This window comes from Agrobacterium sp. LAD9 (assembly GCF_003031125.1).
GTDB classification, from domain to species: Bacteria; Pseudomonadota; Alphaproteobacteria; order Rhizobiales; family Rhizobiaceae; genus Agrobacterium; species Agrobacterium radiobacter.
The window spans coordinates 22,677-40,984 of record NZ_PHGS01000030.1 but is presented as its reverse complement, the minus strand read 5'-3'; the positions used below and the strand labels follow the sequence as shown (position 1 = coordinate 40,984).

The following is an 18,308-nucleotide window of genomic DNA, read 5'->3' as shown; positions in this document are numbered from 1 at the left end:
TCCACGCTATAGCCGAGCCGCTCGATAAACAGCCAGCCGTCGGGATGCGCATGATCTCGAGGCAAAGTTGGTCGCGAAGCGCGTCCTGAAGTTTTAGGACAAGTCGCGTGGGAGATCTGAGCTGGGTCATGCCGCGCTCCTCACCTGTGCCCGCCATTGTCGATCTCGGCTGGCTCTCTTCGCCGCGCTGTCGGACGAACCGGTACAGTTCAAGAAGCGTTCGAAGGGCCGCTCGTTGGCCGTGAGGATCTGATCGCAGCCATCCGCCATCGACCATTCGATGATGCTAGCGAACACGGTGAGTGTTGCGACATGAAACCGGGGCCCTCCCCTGCCTGGGCGTAAACTCGTATCGATGCAGACCTGAGAGCTCTCGATCATCCATTCCGTCGCGTTGAACGAGCCCTCTGCTGAATGCTGCGGACCAGTCGGCTTCAGTATGGTCGGGCGGACTGCGGAGAGATGCGGCGCACAGCCGAAATCGCGTTTGTCGTTGGTCACCGCGCGGACATAAGCGCTGTCCAATTGGTCGCAATGGTTAAACTCGATCGGCTCGCTGGTCGTCACGTTGCGTTCGGGGCAGTCTTGAAAACCTGTTGCGCGAAACCGATGCATGTGTGCGAGTTCATTTGAGTGATCGGCGTATCGATCACGTGCGACCGTAGAGATTCGCATTTCTTTCTCCACTCGTTTCGAACCTAGGGAAACTAATCATCTAAAAAACGATGTGGCGATCTGCAGATCTGCAGTCTGTGATTCTATCGCTGGCGTGACGTCACAGTGTCGATCTGAGGAGACGGAGCTTGTTGCGCGCAGGTGTTGCAACTGCAGATCTGCAGTTTCCACTGTCTATACGTAGTCGATGGAATCAGCCTAACTCTCGGAAAGATATCGTAGATTTTTTCGAAGGCCCTGATTCCCGCCAATTCCGTTAAGGTGTTGTTAACCTTAAATGTCTTGCGGCGACACGGGAATCGGGAGATAGTTTCGCAAATGATGGCTTTCGGGCCATTTTTTCGAAAGTTAAGATCTCCGGGAAATAGTTCGCAAAATGAACAATGAGCTGCAAAACAGATTTGATATCGAGATCGCCCAACAGGGGTCGAAGATCTCGAGCGCATTGCATATGTTGCGCAGCCAGCAATACCCACCTGACGCTCGCAAGGGATTACGCAAGTTCCAGCTTGCGGAAGTTGCGGATTTCATGGGGGTGACCCAGACTCACCTTAGACAACTCCACTCAGACGGAAAAGGGCCGGAGATCGAATCAGTCAGTGGGCGTCGCTATTACACCGCCGACCAGATGCTCGAGCTTCGGGATTATCTCGAGGCAAACAAGAAGTCTGACAAGCGGTATTACGTTCCTCGGCGCCGGGAAGGCGAACCGATGCAGGTTGTCTCGGTCGTGAACTTCAAAGGCGGAAGCGGCAAAACCACAACTGCGGCGCACCTTGCGCAGTATCTTGCACTCACTGGCCATCGTGTGCTGGCGGTTGACCTCGACCCGCAAGCGTCTCTAACTTCCCTTTTTGGAATCCAGCCCGAGCTTGACGATACAGCCTCTCTTTATGAAGCGCTGCGTTTCGACGACGAGCGCAAGTCAATCGCCGATGTTATCCAGCCAACTAACATCCCTGGACTGGATGTTGTCCCAGCCAATCTGGTGTTGCAGGAATACGAATACGACGTGCCGCTGGCAATCTCTTCCAAGAAGGGAGAAGACGGCCGGCTTTTCTATATGCGGATCGCAAGTGCCCTCAAGCAGGTCGACGACAGGTACGATGTTGTTGTCATAGATTGCCCTCCCCAACTGGGCTATCTGACCATTACGGCGCTTATGGCGTCCACGGGAATCCTCATCACCATCCATCCCCAGATGCTGGATATCATGTCGATGAGCCAATTTCTTATGATGCTCGGCGGGATCATGGGACCGGTCGCCGAAGCAGGCGCGGAGATGCGCGTGCAGTGGTTCCGGTACCTCATCACCCGCTTTGAGCCGACGGATATACCTCAGGCTCAAATGGTTGGATTTATGCAGTCCATGTTCGCACAGCAGATGCTGAGGAACCACGTTTTGAAATCCACTGCCATCTCTGATGCGTCGATTAAAAAGCAGACATTGTACGAGGTCGAGCGGGGCGAATTTGTTCGTTCGACTTACGACAGAGCGATCGAGAGTTTGAATTCGGCCAACGCGGAAATTGTCGAACTTATACACGGCGCGTGGGGGCGAAAATGAGACACTTGTCAGCCGTTTTTTTCGAACGTTTGCTATGCGTAATCAGCCACTTGTTGAATCTGAGAGCAGTCCAGGAGGACAAACATGTCCCGTGAAAATCCATTTGCCAAGCTGGATATGGCGGCCATATCGGCCAGCCAGATACCGACAAAGCCTGGATACGGAATGACCGGTGCGGCAAAGACTGTTGTTCGCTCTATTGAAGACATGGCCGAGAGCACCAAAAAGCTCATGGAAGGCGAAGTGATTGTGGATCTTGATCCACAGTCGGTCGACGTGTCGTTCGTGTCGGACCGCCTTTCTGACGATGGAGAAGAGTTTCAGGAACTGCTTCATGCGATCAGGATGTCAGGTCAGACGACACCTATTTTGGTTCGTCCGAGTTCGACAGACGCCAAGCGATATATGGTGGTTTTCGGCCATCGTCGCCTAAGGGTAGCTCGTGAGCTTGGTGTTCCGGTCAAGGCAATCGTAAAGCAACTCGACGACACCACCTCAGCCATCGTTCAGGGCCAGGAAAATGCGGCCCGCTCTAACCTCTCCTTCATTGAGCGTGCTTACTTCGCTCAGAATCTTATCGATTCAGGGATGACCAAGGAAACGGTTCGTTCCTCGCTCGCCATTGATGAAGCTATGCTGTCCAAGATGCTTTCGGTGATCGAGTCGGTGCCCGCCCCGGTTATCCAGGCCCTTGGTGCGTCCAAGAAGATAGGACGTGATCGTTGGCTCAGCCTGCGTCAACTCGTCCTTGCCCCTGCCCTCTTCAAGGTCGCCGTCGAGCATGCAGGAACTAACGACTTTCTGCAGCTTCCTGAAAGTGAGCGCTTCGATGAGCTGCACGACTATCTGAAGCGATACAAGACGAAGTCGGCTGCGAAGAAGCCTAAAGCCGAAACCGCAGCCAACGACTGGGTCTCATTTGATCGGTCACTTAATTTCGCGATGAAAGCTAAAGCGAAGAAGGTGGCCATCGAGTTCTCGAGTGTCGAAGCCAAGCCCTTTAGCGAGTGGCTGTCTTCTCGCTTGGATCGCTTGTACGAAGAGTACAAGGGCTCCAACAATCAAACCAACGGAGACTGAACCGCAAAAGAAAAAGGCCCCCAAACGGCGAACCGTGGAAGCCTCTCTCGTCATCTCTAGCAGGATCGAGAATCGCATTTCCCGGAATCACAGTCAAGAGTCTTGGCGCCAGTTTGGTGAGCGGATTTCTTTTGCCTGAAGAAAGGTGAGAGAAAAATGCAGACGGGACATGTGACGACGCCTTTTGGGCGGCGGCCGATGTCGCTTGCCCTGGTACGAGGCCAGATGGCGATCGAAAATCCACAGCCGGACACGAGGATCGAAAAGTGGAAAGTCTTCAGAGACGTGTGTGAGGCACGGGAACGCCTGGGGATCCAAGACCGTGCACTTGCCGTTCTTGACGCCCTTCTGACGTTTTACCCTCACTTGGAACTCGATCCGGGTCAAGGGCTGGTCGTTTTCCCATCTAACGCCCAATTGTCCGTGCGTGCCCACGGAATCACCGAGTCGACACTGCGCCGGCAACTCGCTGCACTTGTCGATGCTGGCCTTATTCTGCGGCGCGACAGCCCGAACGGCAAACGCTATGCGCACCGCGGCCGGGATGGCGAGGTCGAACAGGCCTACGGGTTTGACCTGACACCGTTACTGGTTCGTGCCTCGGAGCTCGCTTTGATGGCGCAGGACGTTGCCGCCGAACTCGCCCGCTTCCGCCGCGCAAAGGAAGCCCTGACGATATGCCGTCGCGATGTGCGCAAGTTGATCTCGGCCGCCGTGGAAGAGGGTGCTGCCGGCAACTGGGAACGGGCGGAATCCGAATATGTCAGCATTCTCGCACGCCTCCCTCGCTGCCCGAACCGTTCCGAGGTGGAAATTGCGCTCGATGAAATGGAACTCCTACGGGAGGATGTGCTCAACACCCTGGAAGTGCAGCTAAAAACTGAAGAAATGCACGGCAATGACGTTCAAGATGACCGGCACATACAGAATTCAAATACCGAATCCATAAATGAACTTGAACCTAGCTCCGAAAAAGAGCAGGGCGGAAACTTGGTAGACAAAGCTCTGACGAGGAATGAAAAGAACGGGCGACAGAAGACGAAACATGATCCGATCAAGGCGTTTCCGCTCGGAATGGTCCTTCGTGCCTGCCCGCAGATAACTGATTACGGGCCCGGCGGGCGCGTTGAGCACTGGCGCGAGCTCATGAAGGCGGCTGTCGTTGTGCGCTCAATGCTCGGCGTCAGCCCCTCAGCCTACGAGGAGGCATGCAACGTCATGGGACCCGAAAATGCCGCAGTGGCGATGGCCTGCATTCTCGAGCGATCCAGTTTGATAACGTCCGCCGGAGGATATCTGCGGGATCTCACCAGGCGCTCTGAGCGCGGGGAGTTTTCACTCGGGCCAATGCTGATGGCTCTTATGAAGGCAAATGACCAGGGAATTCGAAGGACTGCGTGATGTTGGCACCACGTGGCGGCCGACAGCCGCTGGATATCTGCCCTCCGCCCTTTGGGATGAAGTGACTTGTCAGCCGTTTTTTTTCATGATTTTTGTTTTTTAAACAGCGACTTACTGGCGCTGAGCGGCCGTTCTGAGAGGACTTTCGGCGATGTAGAAAGCGAAGGAAAAGCACATTGACGTCGAGCAGTTCAGCGGCCACGTGCCCACCAGGCGCAGCTTGATCCTCTGTCGGGCGCCGGAGAACACCGAAATGCTGTTCAGGGCGAGGGCCCAGTGATCCAGCTGTGCAAAAATGGGCAAACGAGGCTGATATCCAGATGAGTCACCATCTCAGCTCACGACACGTGGATGACAGAACGATTGTTTTGTGCGGGTGGATACTGCCACACACTGAAGGACTACGTTGCGAAAGTCATGACCGGCCTCGGCGGCGACCGCTTTGCCTATCTCCAGATGGTACGGGGTGGATACCGCTAGTTGGACCATTTCGAAAACCATGAAGCTCACGGCAAACGTCCGACGACACGCTCACCAGATTGCGTCCTCAGCCGCACTCAAGATCTGTTTGTCGCCCCGGCAGGATCGAAAGCGAGCGAGAGGCCGAGGACGACGTCGCCCGGGGAATTACGGCGATCAAGGCTCGCTGGTGCTGTCGAACTCTCCACCGACGATATCGATGTCGTAGGCGACGGACGCGATGTTGCCGGTGAGCGTGTTTGTCTGCGTTGAAGCGGATGAAGTTGACGGGATCGGCCATGGTAGTATCTCCTTGGTTTGCGTTGCCGATGGTCACGATCGAGCGGCCGGTAGACAGTCAGCGCAAATGCGAGGCATTTGTCGCGGGGGCTGCACCCGCAGAAGCGTAGTGTCAGCGAAGCGCCGCTGGCAGGCTAAAATTTGTTTCGCGAGGAATGACCTCAGTCAGGGGAAATTCGTGCTGGGCGGCGCGGCTGGTTTCCATCATGACCTTGATCAATACGCCGATTTTGAGTGCGCCATCGATGTCAGGCGCGAAACTGTTCGCTCTCTGACGAACCGTCTGGGGAACGCCATGTTCAACCGGAACCATCTGGACGAGCAGACGACATGCCATCGTTTGGATTATCAGCTCTGAACTACGTCTTCGCGCCTCGGGAAGCCGGGAGCATCATCGCTACCGTGAGGGGGTAAATCGGGCGGGCAGGGGAGCGCGAGCGAGAGGGCCGAAGGGGGGCCTCTCGCCCCTTTGACAACCTCATTCGGGCCGACCGGCTTCAATCAGGCGCGGCTTGCCTCACGCCACCCTTCGTGTGGGAGCCATGACCATATCCACATGGATATTCGAGAACGGGCAGTTCAGTGCGCCGCGCTCGTCCTTTTCGATCAGTCCCAATTCGACCAATGCCGCAGCGTCTTCATGAACACGCTTGACGTCCCGGCCCAATCTACGCGAGAGTTCCCGCACACCGACCGTACCGCTTCCGACATGCCTGAACCGGGTGTGCACGACGACGACGTGCTGATCCAGGTCCACGCCGCCAGCGTGAACGTGCTGGACATCAAGATCAGAACCGGGGAGTTCAAGCGCGGCGTCCTTCCCTACCGCATGCCGCTCATCCTCGGCAACGACGTGGCCGGCACCGTCGTGCGGGTCGGCCGTCTCGTTCGAGACTTCAATGTGGGTGACGAGGTCTATGCCCGTCCCGACGACGACCGCATTGGCACGTTCGCAGAGCTGATCGCGGTCAAGGCCACGTCGGTGGCTCGCAAGCCCGCCAACATCGACATGGGCGAAGCGGCTTCGCTGCCGCTCGTGGCGCTGACAGCCTGGCAGGTCTTGGTCGAGACGGCCAAGCTGAAGAAGGGGCAGAAGGTGTTCATTCAAGCGGGCTCAGGTGGGGTTGGCAGCATCGCGATCCAGTTGGCCAAGCACCTTGGGGCCTGGGTCGCCACGAACACGAGCACGGCAAACGTCGATTGGGTCAAGGCCTTGGGCGCCGATGTGGTCATCGACTACAAGAAGCAGGACTTCGCCACTGAACTGCGTGACTACGACGTGGTGCTGAACAGCCTCGGCAGCGATGAACTGCACAAGTCGCTGCAGGTGCTCAAGCCCGGCGGGCACCTCATCTCGATCTCCGGGCCGCCCACGCCCGCCTTCGCTGCCGAGCGAGGATTCCCCTGGCCGGTGAAGCAGGTGCTGCGCCTGCTGAGCTTCGGCATTCGAAGGAAGGCCAAGGCGCGTGGCGTCAACTATGCGTTCGTCTTCATGCGCGCAGAAGGCAAGCAGCTGGGCCAGATCACGGTGCTGGTGGAGAAGGGGGCGATCCGTCCCGTCGTCGACCGATCGTTCACGCTGGACCAGACCGCAGAGGCTCTCGCCTATGTCGAGCAGGGGCGTGCCAAAGGCAAGGTCGTGGTGAAGGTCCGCTGAGAGCGGCCCTGAGCTGCCCGCGAACGGATGCGGGCATCAGTTCGCTGCGGCCTCAAAAGACTTTGAACAGGTTCTTACAACATGGGCTGCTGGCTCAAGCCTCTGTCCGGAAACGGTCGATTGCGTACAGGGGCAAAACACCCTGTCCACAAATTATCTTGACAGGGTTTCGAACAGAATGGATATTTCGGACAGCCTATTCGGACGAAATTGACGCCATGCCGCGCACCTTTGCCTATGTCCGCGTCTCGACAACCGGACAGACCACCGAAAACCAGATTCAGGAAATCGAGACCGCCGGCTTCCAGATCGAGCCGCGCCGGATCGTCACCGAGACGATTTCCGGCAGCACCGCCATCGCGCAGCGCCGCGGCTTTTCCCGGCTTATGGACCGTCTGGAAGCCGGCGACATTTTAATCGTCACCAAACTCGATCGGCTCGGCCGTGATGCGATCGACGTCAGCACCACCGTCAAGGCGCTCGGGGAAATGGGCGTGAAGGTCTATTGTCTCGCACTCGGTGGCGCAGACCTCACCAGTTCCTCTGGTATTATGACCATGCAGGTGCTCAATGCCGTAGCGCAGTTCGAGCGTGATTTGCTGATCGAACGGACGCAATCTGGCCTGAAACGTGCAAAGTCTGAAGGCAAGACCCTTGGCCGTCCCTCGACGCTCAACGATGAACAAAAGCAAGGCGTGCGTGACGATCTTGCAAAAGAGATGAGTGTTTCGGCCATCGCCAAGAAATTCAGGACTAGCCGCCAGACCATCATGCGCGTCCGCGATGAAGGTTCACAGTCCGTTCGAGCTTAGCGTACGATTTTCTGCAAATCTTGTTCCGACCCCAACTCCGCGCACCAGTAGAAAATTATCGATCAGTTTGGCGATTATCAATGGAGTAGCCCAAAGCTAAAGGCTGTTCGTGAATGCGTTCGAGAATTGGAGAGGTTTGTCGAGACCGAAGAAGGCTCGGAATATTTGGAGACTTTAGACCACCCGACAGATCCCGCAGACCTTGAGTTTTGGGAGTGCGTAGTGAAATGAGTTTGCTCGCGACAGGCACAGTTTGACGAAAAACTGTGCCTGGGAGCTTTAAACTATCGTGGCAGTTGTCCGATAATCCAGCCGTTGCCATTCTTGTTGCCGCAAGCTCGACACCTAAGACTGCTCGTTAGAGACCCGATGTAGGTTCCTAGACCACCGTTCATATAATGTTGCCTGATAGTGCCCTTAAGATCGTTTGGCGGGTGTTGAACGAAGCATGAATCCTTTTCGCTGACCTGCAAAATCATCTGTCGGCTATAGAAAAGTTGTGGTCAGATCGGATAGCAACGATCGTTCGACCAATTTTGACTTACGTCTCGTTGTCATATTTTAGAGAATGTTGAACGGATGCTGAAACATTGTCGCGAACACGCATGATGGTCTGGCGACGCGAATCGATTTGGCCTAACGAACGTCATTCTCGGTGACGTAACCAACAGCGTCTCCTTCTGGGAGTCGACCTGTATTGGGCGGTGGTATGCCAGGGCGATGCAAAATGGCAAACACACGGATTAATTTTTAATATCTCTGCACCTCGAAGCGGGAACCTGAGGCAATGGCTTTCCTAGCCTTGTCAGCGATCGCGTCGACGTAATCCTTGTCCCAAGACCAACCGATCAATACACCGTCCGCAAACTGCATTGCATCGCTGACCGAACGTTGACGAGGTTGATACCGTGCCAACTCAATAATTTGCCCGGTATGTGCGACGAAAAGGTCCAGTGTCCAGTCCGGCGAAATGTACTCTTCCGCAGCCGGCGCGATCGTCTGTCCAATTGGCGATTTTATCAGATACGTCTTCTCCTCGGGATTGAAGGCGCTGATATAGAGATCCTCTCCAACATATCTGAGAAAAAATGATCGACCCGAATTCTTGTACTCGCCAGTTTCCGGAAGAAACCACGCGCGAAACAGCAACCGGTCGACTTTCTTAAAGCCGTCCCTAGTGGGATACGCTACCTCGAAGCCACCGCCCCAAGAATTCTCAAAGCCCGTCCCCAACCCCAGCTGCATTGCCATAGAGCGTGCTGCGAAACGAAGCATTGAGGCACGGGCTAACTGACCGTCGGCGGTTTCCGATGACGGCACCAGATCGGGATTGTCTTTGAGGAATGCAAAGAAATCAGTTGCACCCGTCCCAAGCAGATAAATACGTTTGTCTTCCAGTTCGAATCCGCAGGTCCTGACGCAAAATGGAAAAATCTGATCCTCCCATGCCAACAATGCGATCATTTCTACGCCTTCACAGCAGGTGTCAAGAATCCGGAAGATTGGCTCAGGGTTGTTTAGGGAGCCTTCGGTGGGGAGTACAGCGTCGAGTTCTTTAATAATACGCATTGCCTCGGAATGCAGGCCTGCCCATGCCACTATAAGATAGGATCGAATGATGACAAGCTTCTGCTCCAAACCCGCACCATAGTCGCGGTCAAGACCTGGAACCACACCGGGATCCTTGAGCGTGGGAATGTCGATGCTTGAGGGCAGACGCCAGGAAAGGAGCAAATCACCTATAAAGGCGGGCATTCCGCCGACACTGATCCCTGCGACTAACGTCATCTTGGAGTCCTTTGATCGAATGAACCTTTTTTGTTTCTTTATATACCTCGTTAAAGCAACCGCGCAGCCCTGCCGCTTCGCCGTGTAGCGTTGTTATAGTAGCTGGAAGCCTGCTGCATCGACCGGTGTCTGGACTGCTCCATCGCCTCGAGAAGGGGAATTCCGCGATTGGCGGCCTCCGTCAAATATCCCGACCGTAACCCGTGCGCCGAAAACTCCCCACTGTCTAGCCCGGCCATCTGTGCCCGCTGCTTCAGGATCGCATTGACCGACTGCGGATCGAGCGCACGCCGCGAAACGGTGCCCCATCGCCCAATTCCCCGAAACAAGCTGCCCTTTTCGATCTTTGCGGCCGCCAGCCAGGCGTTCAGCGCCTCGACAGGTCGGCCTGTGAGATAGACGACATCGTCCTGCTCGCCTGTCGTCGTTTTGGTTCGACCAAGATGGATGGCAAGTGAGGGGAGGGGAGGACCGTCGTTCACCTCGATCGGTGGCTCGACTGTCAGCTGCTCGACGCGTAGCCTGGCGATCTCGCTGCGTCGACGGCCGCCGGAAGCAAAGGCGACCATCAGGATTGCTTTGTCGCGTAGATCGCGCAGGCTGTCTGACTCGCACGTCGCCAGCAGCTTTGCCAGAACGTCGCCAGTGACGGCCTTTGCGCTCTTGCGCGCACGGGTTCGCGGAACGGCGCGCACGGCCAGACGAATGGCTGACTTAAGAGCAGGGGAGGCGAAGGCACCCGTAAGGCCGCGCCACTTACTCAATGTCGACCAGCTGGCCAGCCGGCGCCGTACCGTGTCAGGCGCGTGCGGGCCGACGGATTTCAGGAAACCCTGACGCCTTAGATTTTTGTCGACATCATCGGGCATGCCGTGGTTGGGGTCACTTGCGCGCTTTTCCGGATCCCACAGATGATGGGCTACGAATTTGAGCAGCAACGCCTCGGGCGCCGGCCAGGGCAGGGACTGTCCGGTGGCAGCGAGACCCCAGGCCTCCAGGTAGGCAAGATCGGACGTCAGGGCCCTTAGCGTATTGTCGCCCATGCCCTGATTAACGAGATGCCGCAGCGTCTCGATGTCGTCATCGGTCAATAGCTCGGCAAGCTCGTCGCGGCGTTCGAGCGGCAAAACGGACGCGATGGTATCGAGTTCCTCGGCGCGCCGCTCGACGGACGTGTGTGATGTCTTCGGATTAAGCACGATAAGCTCCAGAATCGCGGGTCTCGGCGGCCGCTGGCACCGTAATTTGCCCCGATTTTCGTCGATTTACGCCGCGAAATCAACTACCATCGATAATTGGTACTTATCGATGGTTAGAAGCGCAACATAGTTAACTGCCCAGTAATGAAACTAAAGTTCATATTAGCTTTCTTTAAGCGGCCAGATAGGCATAAATTCAATGAGTTGCTACCTTGGCAAAGCGCTCACAGCGCCGACCGAGGGCCGGGTTCGCGGCGTATTCGGTGTGGTTTTCATTTCCGGATTTCGATGGAAGCCGTAAGCTGAAAATCTTGATCGCAGATTTAACCTGATGACTTGATATTGGCAGGGGAGTCCTGCCCACCATCATCCGCCATAGGAGGCTGGTTCAGAGCTGCCGGACGAAGGTGCGGATCGCATCGAGGAGAAGGTGTTTGTCGACCTCAGCCGTGGACGTCGAGGCGAACACAGCACCGCCCAAAAAATGTTTCCGGGTATCCACATTCCGGGAGGTCCGCCCGCCCGCCGGCAGCCATGGCCGCGGCTTCAGCACGGAGAAGGGCAATCTCCTATGATCTTGCGGGCCGAACGCCTGTGCTTGTGCACAGTTCCACGACGACGTGATCGACCGTGTCGGGGAAGGCGATGATTTCGTGCTCGCCTCTGCTCAACAAAAACGCCTTAACATGCTGTTTGTGCACCAGCCCGGCCGCGATGGACGCCGGCCGACGATTAAAGCGGGCAAACCGTTGCGCGAACCATTCTGCGACGCCCTTGTCCGTCGTCCATGACAGTCCGAGTGTCCTGCCGTCCTCCCTTTCCATCCCGTGCCACACCGGCACCATGTCGGGCAGGTCGTCGAAGGCTGCCTGTTCCCTGCCGTCGAGCGTCAGCGTAGTCGTGGCTTTATTCCAGGTGGTGGCCCAAAACTGCTCGTGCTCGTGTACGTTCTCGCTGTCGATCCAGATGGCTTTTATCAGTTGCCAGGTGGCCGGTTGGTCAAAAGAAAGGTCGCCAGCAGACAGGACGCGCTGCAACGCCTCGGCGCGATAGGGGCGCTCATGCAGGACGACATAGCGGGTCCAGTTTTGTTCATGCCAGGACTGCTCCGCTGCTTGCCTGCGATGCAGGTACATCATGTTGTCGACCTTGTGGTGACCGGGCAGCGTCATGACATTGATGAGAAGCGGGTGGTGCAGCATTTTTCCAGCTGGACCATCCCGCAGATGCGGCTGCAGATCAGGATGCAAGGTTTCCGGGCACTGAAGGAAATCCAGTGCGTCGGCCGCAGGCTTCGTCTCCCTTTGATTGTCGTGCATTGCAGATTGCCTTCCGCCTCGTTGCGCCTCGACTTTCTCGCGGGGCTGTTCCTGGAAGTGAGAATGACTTCCCAATTTTAGTCGAAGCGATGTGAGTTGAAAGACTGTTTGACTGATTTTAATCTGCTGGCTGCCCGGCGAGTAGGAGAGGGCCCCTCAAAGCCCAGTGTCAGGGTGAGACTGACGCGAAAAGCGTGCCGGGCGAGGTTGATATCACGGGAAACACGCATCGGCCGCCGAACTAAGCGTGTGCTCCTACCTTGTACCGATTTCCCGTGTTGCCGTTTACATCAAAGTAGAAGCTCCTGATCATCACCTGACCAATGTGTTCGTGGGCTTATGCCATGAGCACCGGACGACGATCGCGGAGATATTGTCTTCCCCGCCAGCGCGCAGAGAACCATCGACTAGCGTCATCGCATCGGCGGGGCCTGATCGGCCTATGCTTGCTATTTCTTCCGAAGACACAAAATCCGACACTCCGTCAGAACAAAGGATAATAGACCAGTCTCCTTCCGGCAAGCCTCTGCGATGAACGTGAGGAATGACTCGCGTTCTTGGTGAGATTCCTCCGAGGGCTTGGGTGATCGCCCCCGTTCGTTGTACCACGTTCGAGGGGTGTGGTGGGACATCGTCATAGGTGGTTTGTCGCAGGCCGCTTTCGTCGATCAGGTAGCCTCGGCTATCACCAACATTGATAAACGTCAGCGACTGCGCGGTTACGATCGCCATAACGATCGTCGTCCCCATTCCCAGAAGGGCGGGCGCTTCTAACATCTGCTGGTGAAGACCCCGGCTGATAGAATTGAGAAGTTCTGACACCGAGGCATCATCACTGAAATCTACTTCGGCGAGCTTGTCCGCAATCTGTGTCACTGCATAACGGCTCGCGACCTCACCGGCCTTATGCCCGCCCAAGCCGTCGGCGATTGCAAGGACAAGCGCGTCCGTTGTCACTGCTAATTCTGTCTTCATCTGGTCGAAATCGCCCCCTCCAACGCGGTGATCGACGAGAAAGCTGTCTTCGTTCCCATCGCGCGTAAAGCCTCTATGGGTCGCGGCGGAGATGGTCAGTTTTGCGATATCAAACGACAATCAGCGCTCCATTCTCCAGCTTTTGACGCACAAGCTCTATAATACCAACATCGCTCGTCACATAGGCTGCCCGGACTCGAAGATGTGGTCGTCGATCCGCTGGTTTTAGAATTGACCCCGCCGCAATGATTGCGAACCTCCGATCTTTCACGAGTATCGATAGCCCGTGGAGCTCTGATCCCCGCTCCGACAGAGTCAGCCGGCGGTTGAGGCTAGCAACCGACCATAGCTGGACGCCTGGTTCGAATTTCCCCTTTTCGCCGATTGGCATGGCGTCGATCGGGTGGTTGGCCCTGATTTCCACAGAGGCTCGCTCGGCCAATTTGCAGAGCTGGCCTACGATTTGGCGAGACATTCCCTCTTGTTTGATTGTGTCGATGCTGAAGATCAATTCACTCTCCGTATGCTCTAGCGCGTCTCGAAGCAGGATCGTCACCTCAGGTGGACTAACTGAGCGAAGCGGAAATGCGTCGAGTTGCGCTCTGGTGGCAGCGATCTGCCGATCAATATCCTCAACCGTCTGAAGGTGATGGGCCTTGAGCTTCTCGCGGCTCCGTCGCTTTCGTTCATGCATTTCGACCAGCTCGGCTCTCTCTTTCGCAAGCTCTTTGAGCTTCGACTGAATAACCTCCGCCTGCTCGTCTACTACCTTTGCCCAAGCGCTAGGCCCGAGAAATGTTCTGATACGACTGGTGTCCTCGGACCAACTTCCTTTGATGAAGCCAGCCTTTTTCAACCCACCGGTTCTGGAAAACTCAATTTCATGGCGCTCGCTCAACTTGTCATCCACGACAAGTCCCAGTTCGAGATCCCCGGACTGACGATTGCGGAACAAAAGACCTGTCGCGGGTCGGAACATCATCTGGGACCGCAAGGTACGACGCAGGCCCAGGATCTGCTTCTGGAACTCCTTACCCCCGATCCTTCGAACCGCCTGGCCAAGCGTATTAAGAGGGAGCGTTTGCACGATGGGAGGATCTAACGTTGCCGGAGGCAGGAGTATGGTTCCATCCATCCGCGCCTCTTTCGCGCTCTCAACCTGTGCATCCGTGAGCTTTACGGGGGATTGGAGAAGAAGATCATAGTCGAATACCAGGGTTTCGTCCTGGGGCCTGCTCAGGCCGCTCTCAAGCCGTTCCTTTCCGAGGTCGGTCAGACGATATCTCACTTTAGTAAGTGGATCGGTACTTTCGGATACCAGTTGCTCGATCATCAGTCGTGTGAGGTTCTCCTCTACGTGTCTCGCTGCCAAGCCCAAAATCGCTGCGATCTCGATTGCCGCCGCATCCTCGATCATGAGTGATTTCAAGATGAATTCTTGGATCGTGGGCAAGTTCTGCCGACGGAGCGTGATAGCCTCCACAGTGAGACGAAAGACGGGAAGCCCGCATTTCTGCACATCGACCAAGTCGAAGCCCGGACGGAGACCAAATTCACGAACTGCGCGCTGAGTGGACATCATTGTAGCGGCCCCAGATGACATTTACCTGGATGGGCCTCCACCCAGTCGATCACTTTCCGGAACGGATTTGGCGCTTTAGCGGTTTGGCAAAACAGATGATCGCCGACGATGATTAAGGCTGACTTGGCCCGCGACAGCGCCACATTCAGTCGTGGCTTTTCCCGAAGAAAACCGAATTGCTTCCGGGGATTTGATCGAACGACGGAATAAATGCAGACGTCGGCCTGCTTACCCTGGAAAGCATCGACTGTGTTGCAAACGATGCTGAGGTTTGGCCAATTTGTACTGTTCTTTTTCGTCATCAAATTCAGCCGGCCGACCTGGCGGGAATAGCCGGCAATGACGGCGACAGTAATCTTCGCACCGCTCTGTTCCATGGCCGCCTGAAGGTCACTAAGAATTCGCTTTATCCAGTCAGCTTCGAGTGCGTTGTCGAACGTGCTCGCGTGACGTTGCTCTTCGCGCCTCTTTTCTCCAGACGTCGTGTACCAGATCAGGGGTGCCGGCAGTTTTGCCGACAGATCCAGTCCGTGTGACTCGATCGGGCTCTTGAGTTTGCCGTCGTAAAAGCAGTGGCTAACAAGCTCGCCAATAGGCGCAATCATTCGATGTTGGACGCGCATCTCCGCTCGGTTCGCGGTCGGCAAAGCGGTCGACCCCTTGAGGAAGCGGTCCAAAATCGTTGGGCGAATGTCCACTTCCTCGTCAAACTGCTCAAGCAACTCCTCTCCGAAATCCTCGAAGAACGGCGGCAGTTGTTCTGGATCGCCCACAACGATCCATCGCTTGCTCTTCGACATTGGAATTAGAATTTCGGTAGCAGTCGCCTTGGATGCCTCGTCGACAATGCACAGATCGAACTGGACATCTTCGATACCCCGAACGCCAGCGACGCCGACACAGGTTCCTGCGATCACACGCGCATCATTCACCACGGCCGCATTGAAATCGCCAGTTTTCCCGACCTTTAGCAGCCACCCCTCCAAGAGTTTAAGGCGGTCCTTACACGACTCTATTACGGGAGACCCCTGGAGGTAGAGGCCTTGCCATTCTCTGAGCTCTTCGGGATTTTGTAGGTCTGCGATACCGGGTCCCATATCTACAGAGGATTGAAGTTGTTCGCGAATTGCTCGCTCTTCGGTGCGTAACGCTCTTCTTGTGTTTTTAAAGAGCGTGATCTCGTCACCCAGAACGATGGTTTTCTCTTCGAGTTCATGATCGATCTGGTCGCGACGATGACGACCTTCCAGAACCTCTTCAGCCGTATCTATCCGTCGCTCTGCGTCTTCAAGCAGAAGCTCCACGTCCTGCCGCCGCTCAATCGTTTGCACGAGCCTTTCGACGAGCATGCCAAGCCGGACCAGATCAGGGTTGACGCCTCGCACCACTGCCCATTCGGTCAGATTCTGTTCCGCCTTGGCCCTTACCTGCGCCGCCCAGGTATTAACCTTCTCTTCCAGAAGAAGGCGCTTGGAAAAATCGCTAATTCGCTCATCATCGGGCCGTCCAATGCGAACGATCTCCTCCCCATCACCAACTAATCCGGCGATCCTTTCAATGGCCTCATCGAGTGCCGTGTGGGTTTGGGAGGAGAGCAAAATTCGTTTACCGGGGTTCATGGCCAGCCATCGAACGACGATTTCGGAAATGAGATCCGTTTTGCCGGTGCCAGGGGGCCCCGCGATAGCAAGCACCTCGTTCGTGCCGAGCGCTTGTTTCAAGACAGCAAGTTTTTCTCCTTCGAGCTTCGACGCTGCGAGTTGCTTCTGATCAATAACACTCGGCGGTCTAGCTTGCGATGGGTCAAGAAGGATGGTTTTCAGGCGTTCATTAACTGCGCGACCGTACATGATCCCGTCAATGGCATTGTTTTGATTGGCCAATGACCGCTCCGCGGCCACAGTGTTCAAAAGCAGTTCACCGCGACGAGGGATGAGATCAGGGACACCGCGTTGAACCTCGAATACGACCTGATCCAGGATAACCTTTTGCACCGTTCCGAAAACATGGCGCCCTGCAACCCGAACGAGGCGCTCCTCTCCCACACTGTCTACAGATGCTGCGCTGTCGAGGGTGAAGGTGACCTTGTTTCCATCAATCTTCCGGCTAGTGAAATGCATGACTGCCGATCGTTCTATTTCGAAGCGGACCCGATCGCGCAAGTAGCCTTTCCATGCTTTGAAGATTCTTTCGTTCCTTGCGGCCTGCAGCCCCTCAATTCGGCGCCGATCATGATCTGAAACGCGCTGCCAAATCTCCTCCAAGATGCTGTTCGCTATCAGCGCGTCCTTTGCTGGTGTGAAGGAAAATTGAAGTGGCAGCCGTAGTGTGTGCTCGCGCTTTAAAGAGGCGGTGGAAACGTCCAGTTCGCGGCAATCGTAGATCTCGATCGTGTCCTTGTCGCGCCCGCCGATGCGCCCGCGAAAACGCCATGACGATCCGAATATGTCGATGCTGGCTTTGGACAGCTCTTGGTCTCCATATCGATGCAGAGCCAGCCCATGAACGTCGTTGAGCTCTTCGAGGATAAAGTTCCGGACGGCGCTACCATCGTCGAGAGCTGTTTCTTCAGCTAATAATTCTTCGGCCATCGGCGTTAAATCCAGAAAGCAGGCGTATTTGTAGCCGATATCCTCGGCCCGGCGCGCTTCCGCAGCCTCGATGTCGAGCCTTAGCTGCTTTGCATCCCGGGGCCGGCTTCGCCGATCCTCTGAAAGCGCCTTTTCAAGAATATCTCTAATACCATCGGGAACCGCGGCCTCGTGTAGGGCGACACCGAGATCGGCGTCCCCCTCGATTCTACGCCCAACGAGACAATAGACTGCGACGGCCGCGAAGCCGAAACAGTCACGTCCATAAGTATGAATGCCGTCATCAGCCTCTAGAGGAGAGAAACCGGGTGTCCGCGCGTCAACGAAGGTCTTTCCAGCGACGGGCATCCAGGGATCGCGTCCGAACACCTTCGATATCCCGTAATCCGTGATCTTAGGTTCCTCCTTGTCCGTCATCATGATGTTGCGGGGGTTTAGATCGCGATGGGCGATCTGATGCCGTGTCTGTGCAAACTCAAGCGCGTCTAGGACTGGTTTGCCAATGGTGGTGTAGAATTTGTTCCATGGAATGGCGCCTTTCCTGAGAACATAGGCTTCGATCGTCTCCTCAAGCCATTCAAGGGCAAGGTACCACCGACCCTCAGCATCTTGGTCGACTTGGACCAGAGAAACTATGTTTGGATGCTGAAGCTTCCCGAGTGCGTCTGCCTCGCGCTGAAAGGAAGTCTTTTGCCGCTCCGGATCACCTTGGAGAAGCATGCGCTTGATTGCTACGTTCGTCTGATTCTTGGCGTCAAATGACTTCTGAATCGAGCCCATCCCTCCTTCCCGCAATTCATCAATCAAGACAAAGCGATTGCTCAATATGGTGGGGGCGGCAACAGGTTCGGCGGTCACGGGCTCTTCCTAGGCGTGCAGATCGATTGTGGCGCAGAGATGCGA

The 18,308-nt window shown here is 55.9% G+C and carries 14 protein-coding genes; 7 read left to right on the top strand and 7 right to left on the bottom strand.

Annotated elements, in window-relative coordinates:
- Positions 1 to 126 precede the first annotated feature (126 nt).
- Positions 127 to 675: an acyl-homoserine-lactone synthase gene (locus tag DA915_RS27160; RefSeq protein WP_107677857.1), complete on the bottom strand. Its 549-nt coding sequence runs from the start codon at positions 673 to 675 to the stop codon at positions 127 to 129.
- Positions 676 to 1,051: 376 nt separating this feature from the next.
- Here DA915_RS27160 and repA point away from each other — a divergent pair, with 376 nt between their 5' ends.
- The 7 genes from repA (at position 1,052) to DA915_RS27120 (ending at position 7,951) form a co-directional block, all read left to right on the top strand.
- The gene (gene repA / locus DA915_RS27155) at positions 1,052 to 2,242 is read left to right on the top strand and encodes a plasmid partitioning protein RepA (protein ID WP_107677856.1); all 1,191 of its coding nucleotides are present in this window, start codon (positions 1,052 to 1,054) and stop codon (positions 2,240 to 2,242) included.
- An 84-nt stretch (positions 2,243 to 2,326) separates the two neighbouring features.
- Complete coding sequence (gene repB / locus DA915_RS27150) at positions 2,327 to 3,322, top strand: plasmid partitioning protein RepB (RefSeq protein ID WP_107677855.1); 996 nt, start codon at positions 2,327 to 2,329, stop codon at positions 3,320 to 3,322.
- A 156-nt stretch (positions 3,323 to 3,478) separates the two neighbouring features.
- Complete coding sequence (repC, locus tag DA915_RS27145) at positions 3,479 to 4,723, top strand: plasmid replication protein RepC (RefSeq protein ID WP_107677854.1); 1,245 nt, start codon at positions 3,479 to 3,481, stop codon at positions 4,721 to 4,723.
- Between the two features lie 351 nt (positions 4,724 to 5,074).
- Positions 5,075 to 5,203, top strand: coding sequence for a hypothetical protein (locus DA915_RS29415; RefSeq protein ID WP_256387739.1), 129 nt, complete (start codon positions 5,075 to 5,077; stop codon positions 5,201 to 5,203).
- Positions 5,204 to 5,591: 388 nt separating this feature from the next.
- Positions 5,592 to 5,840 (top strand): hypothetical protein, encoded by a 249-nt coding sequence (locus DA915_RS28755; RefSeq protein ID WP_153064603.1) that lies wholly within the window; start codon positions 5,592 to 5,594, stop codon positions 5,838 to 5,840.
- A gap of 351 nt (positions 5,841 to 6,191) precedes the next feature.
- Positions 6,192 to 7,139 (top strand): NADP-dependent oxidoreductase, encoded by a 948-nt coding sequence (locus DA915_RS27125; RefSeq protein WP_244600797.1) that lies wholly within the window; start codon positions 6,192 to 6,194, stop codon positions 7,137 to 7,139.
- 218 nt (positions 7,140 to 7,357) lie between these two features.
- Positions 7,358 to 7,951 carry a recombinase family protein gene (locus tag DA915_RS27120; RefSeq protein ID WP_107677851.1) on the top strand — a complete coding sequence of 198 codons (594 nt, stop codon included), beginning with the start codon at positions 7,358 to 7,360 and terminating at the stop codon, positions 7,949 to 7,951.
- Positions 7,952 to 8,701: 750 nt separating this feature from the next.
- On the opposite strand, the gene DA915_RS27115 is transcribed toward DA915_RS27120, so the two are convergent.
- From DA915_RS27115 to DA915_RS27090, 6 genes are all read right to left on the bottom strand, one after another.
- A complete protein-coding gene (locus tag DA915_RS27115; RefSeq protein ID WP_107677850.1) occupies positions 8,702 to 9,739 on the bottom strand; it encodes a hypothetical protein in 1,038 nt (345 codons plus the stop codon).
- Between the two features lie 50 nt (positions 9,740 to 9,789).
- A complete protein-coding gene (locus tag DA915_RS27110; RefSeq protein WP_192886674.1) occupies positions 9,790 to 10,938 on the bottom strand; it encodes a site-specific integrase in 1,149 nt (382 codons plus the stop codon).
- Between the two features lie 569 nt (positions 10,939 to 11,507).
- On the bottom strand, positions 11,508 to 12,257 hold the full coding sequence (locus DA915_RS27105; protein WP_107677849.1) for a hypothetical protein: 750 nt from the start codon (positions 12,255 to 12,257) through the stop codon (positions 11,508 to 11,510).
- Positions 12,258 to 12,569: 312 nt separating this feature from the next.
- Positions 12,570 to 13,352 carry a PP2C family serine/threonine-protein phosphatase gene (locus tag DA915_RS27100; RefSeq protein ID WP_107677848.1) on the bottom strand — a complete coding sequence of 261 codons (783 nt, stop codon included), beginning with the start codon at positions 13,350 to 13,352 and terminating at the stop codon, positions 12,570 to 12,572.
- Positions 13,342 to 14,814 carry a hypothetical protein gene (locus DA915_RS27095; RefSeq protein WP_107677847.1) on the bottom strand — a complete coding sequence of 491 codons (1,473 nt, stop codon included), beginning with the start codon at positions 14,812 to 14,814 and terminating at the stop codon, positions 13,342 to 13,344. The genes DA915_RS27100 and DA915_RS27095 overlap by 11 nt, the downstream gene beginning before the upstream one ends.
- On the bottom strand, positions 14,811 to 18,263 hold the full coding sequence (locus DA915_RS27090; RefSeq protein WP_107677846.1) for a serine/threonine-protein kinase: 3,453 nt from the start codon (positions 18,261 to 18,263) through the stop codon (positions 14,811 to 14,813). The genes DA915_RS27095 and DA915_RS27090 overlap by 4 nt, the downstream gene beginning before the upstream one ends.
- Positions 18,264 to 18,308 lie beyond the last annotated feature (45 nt).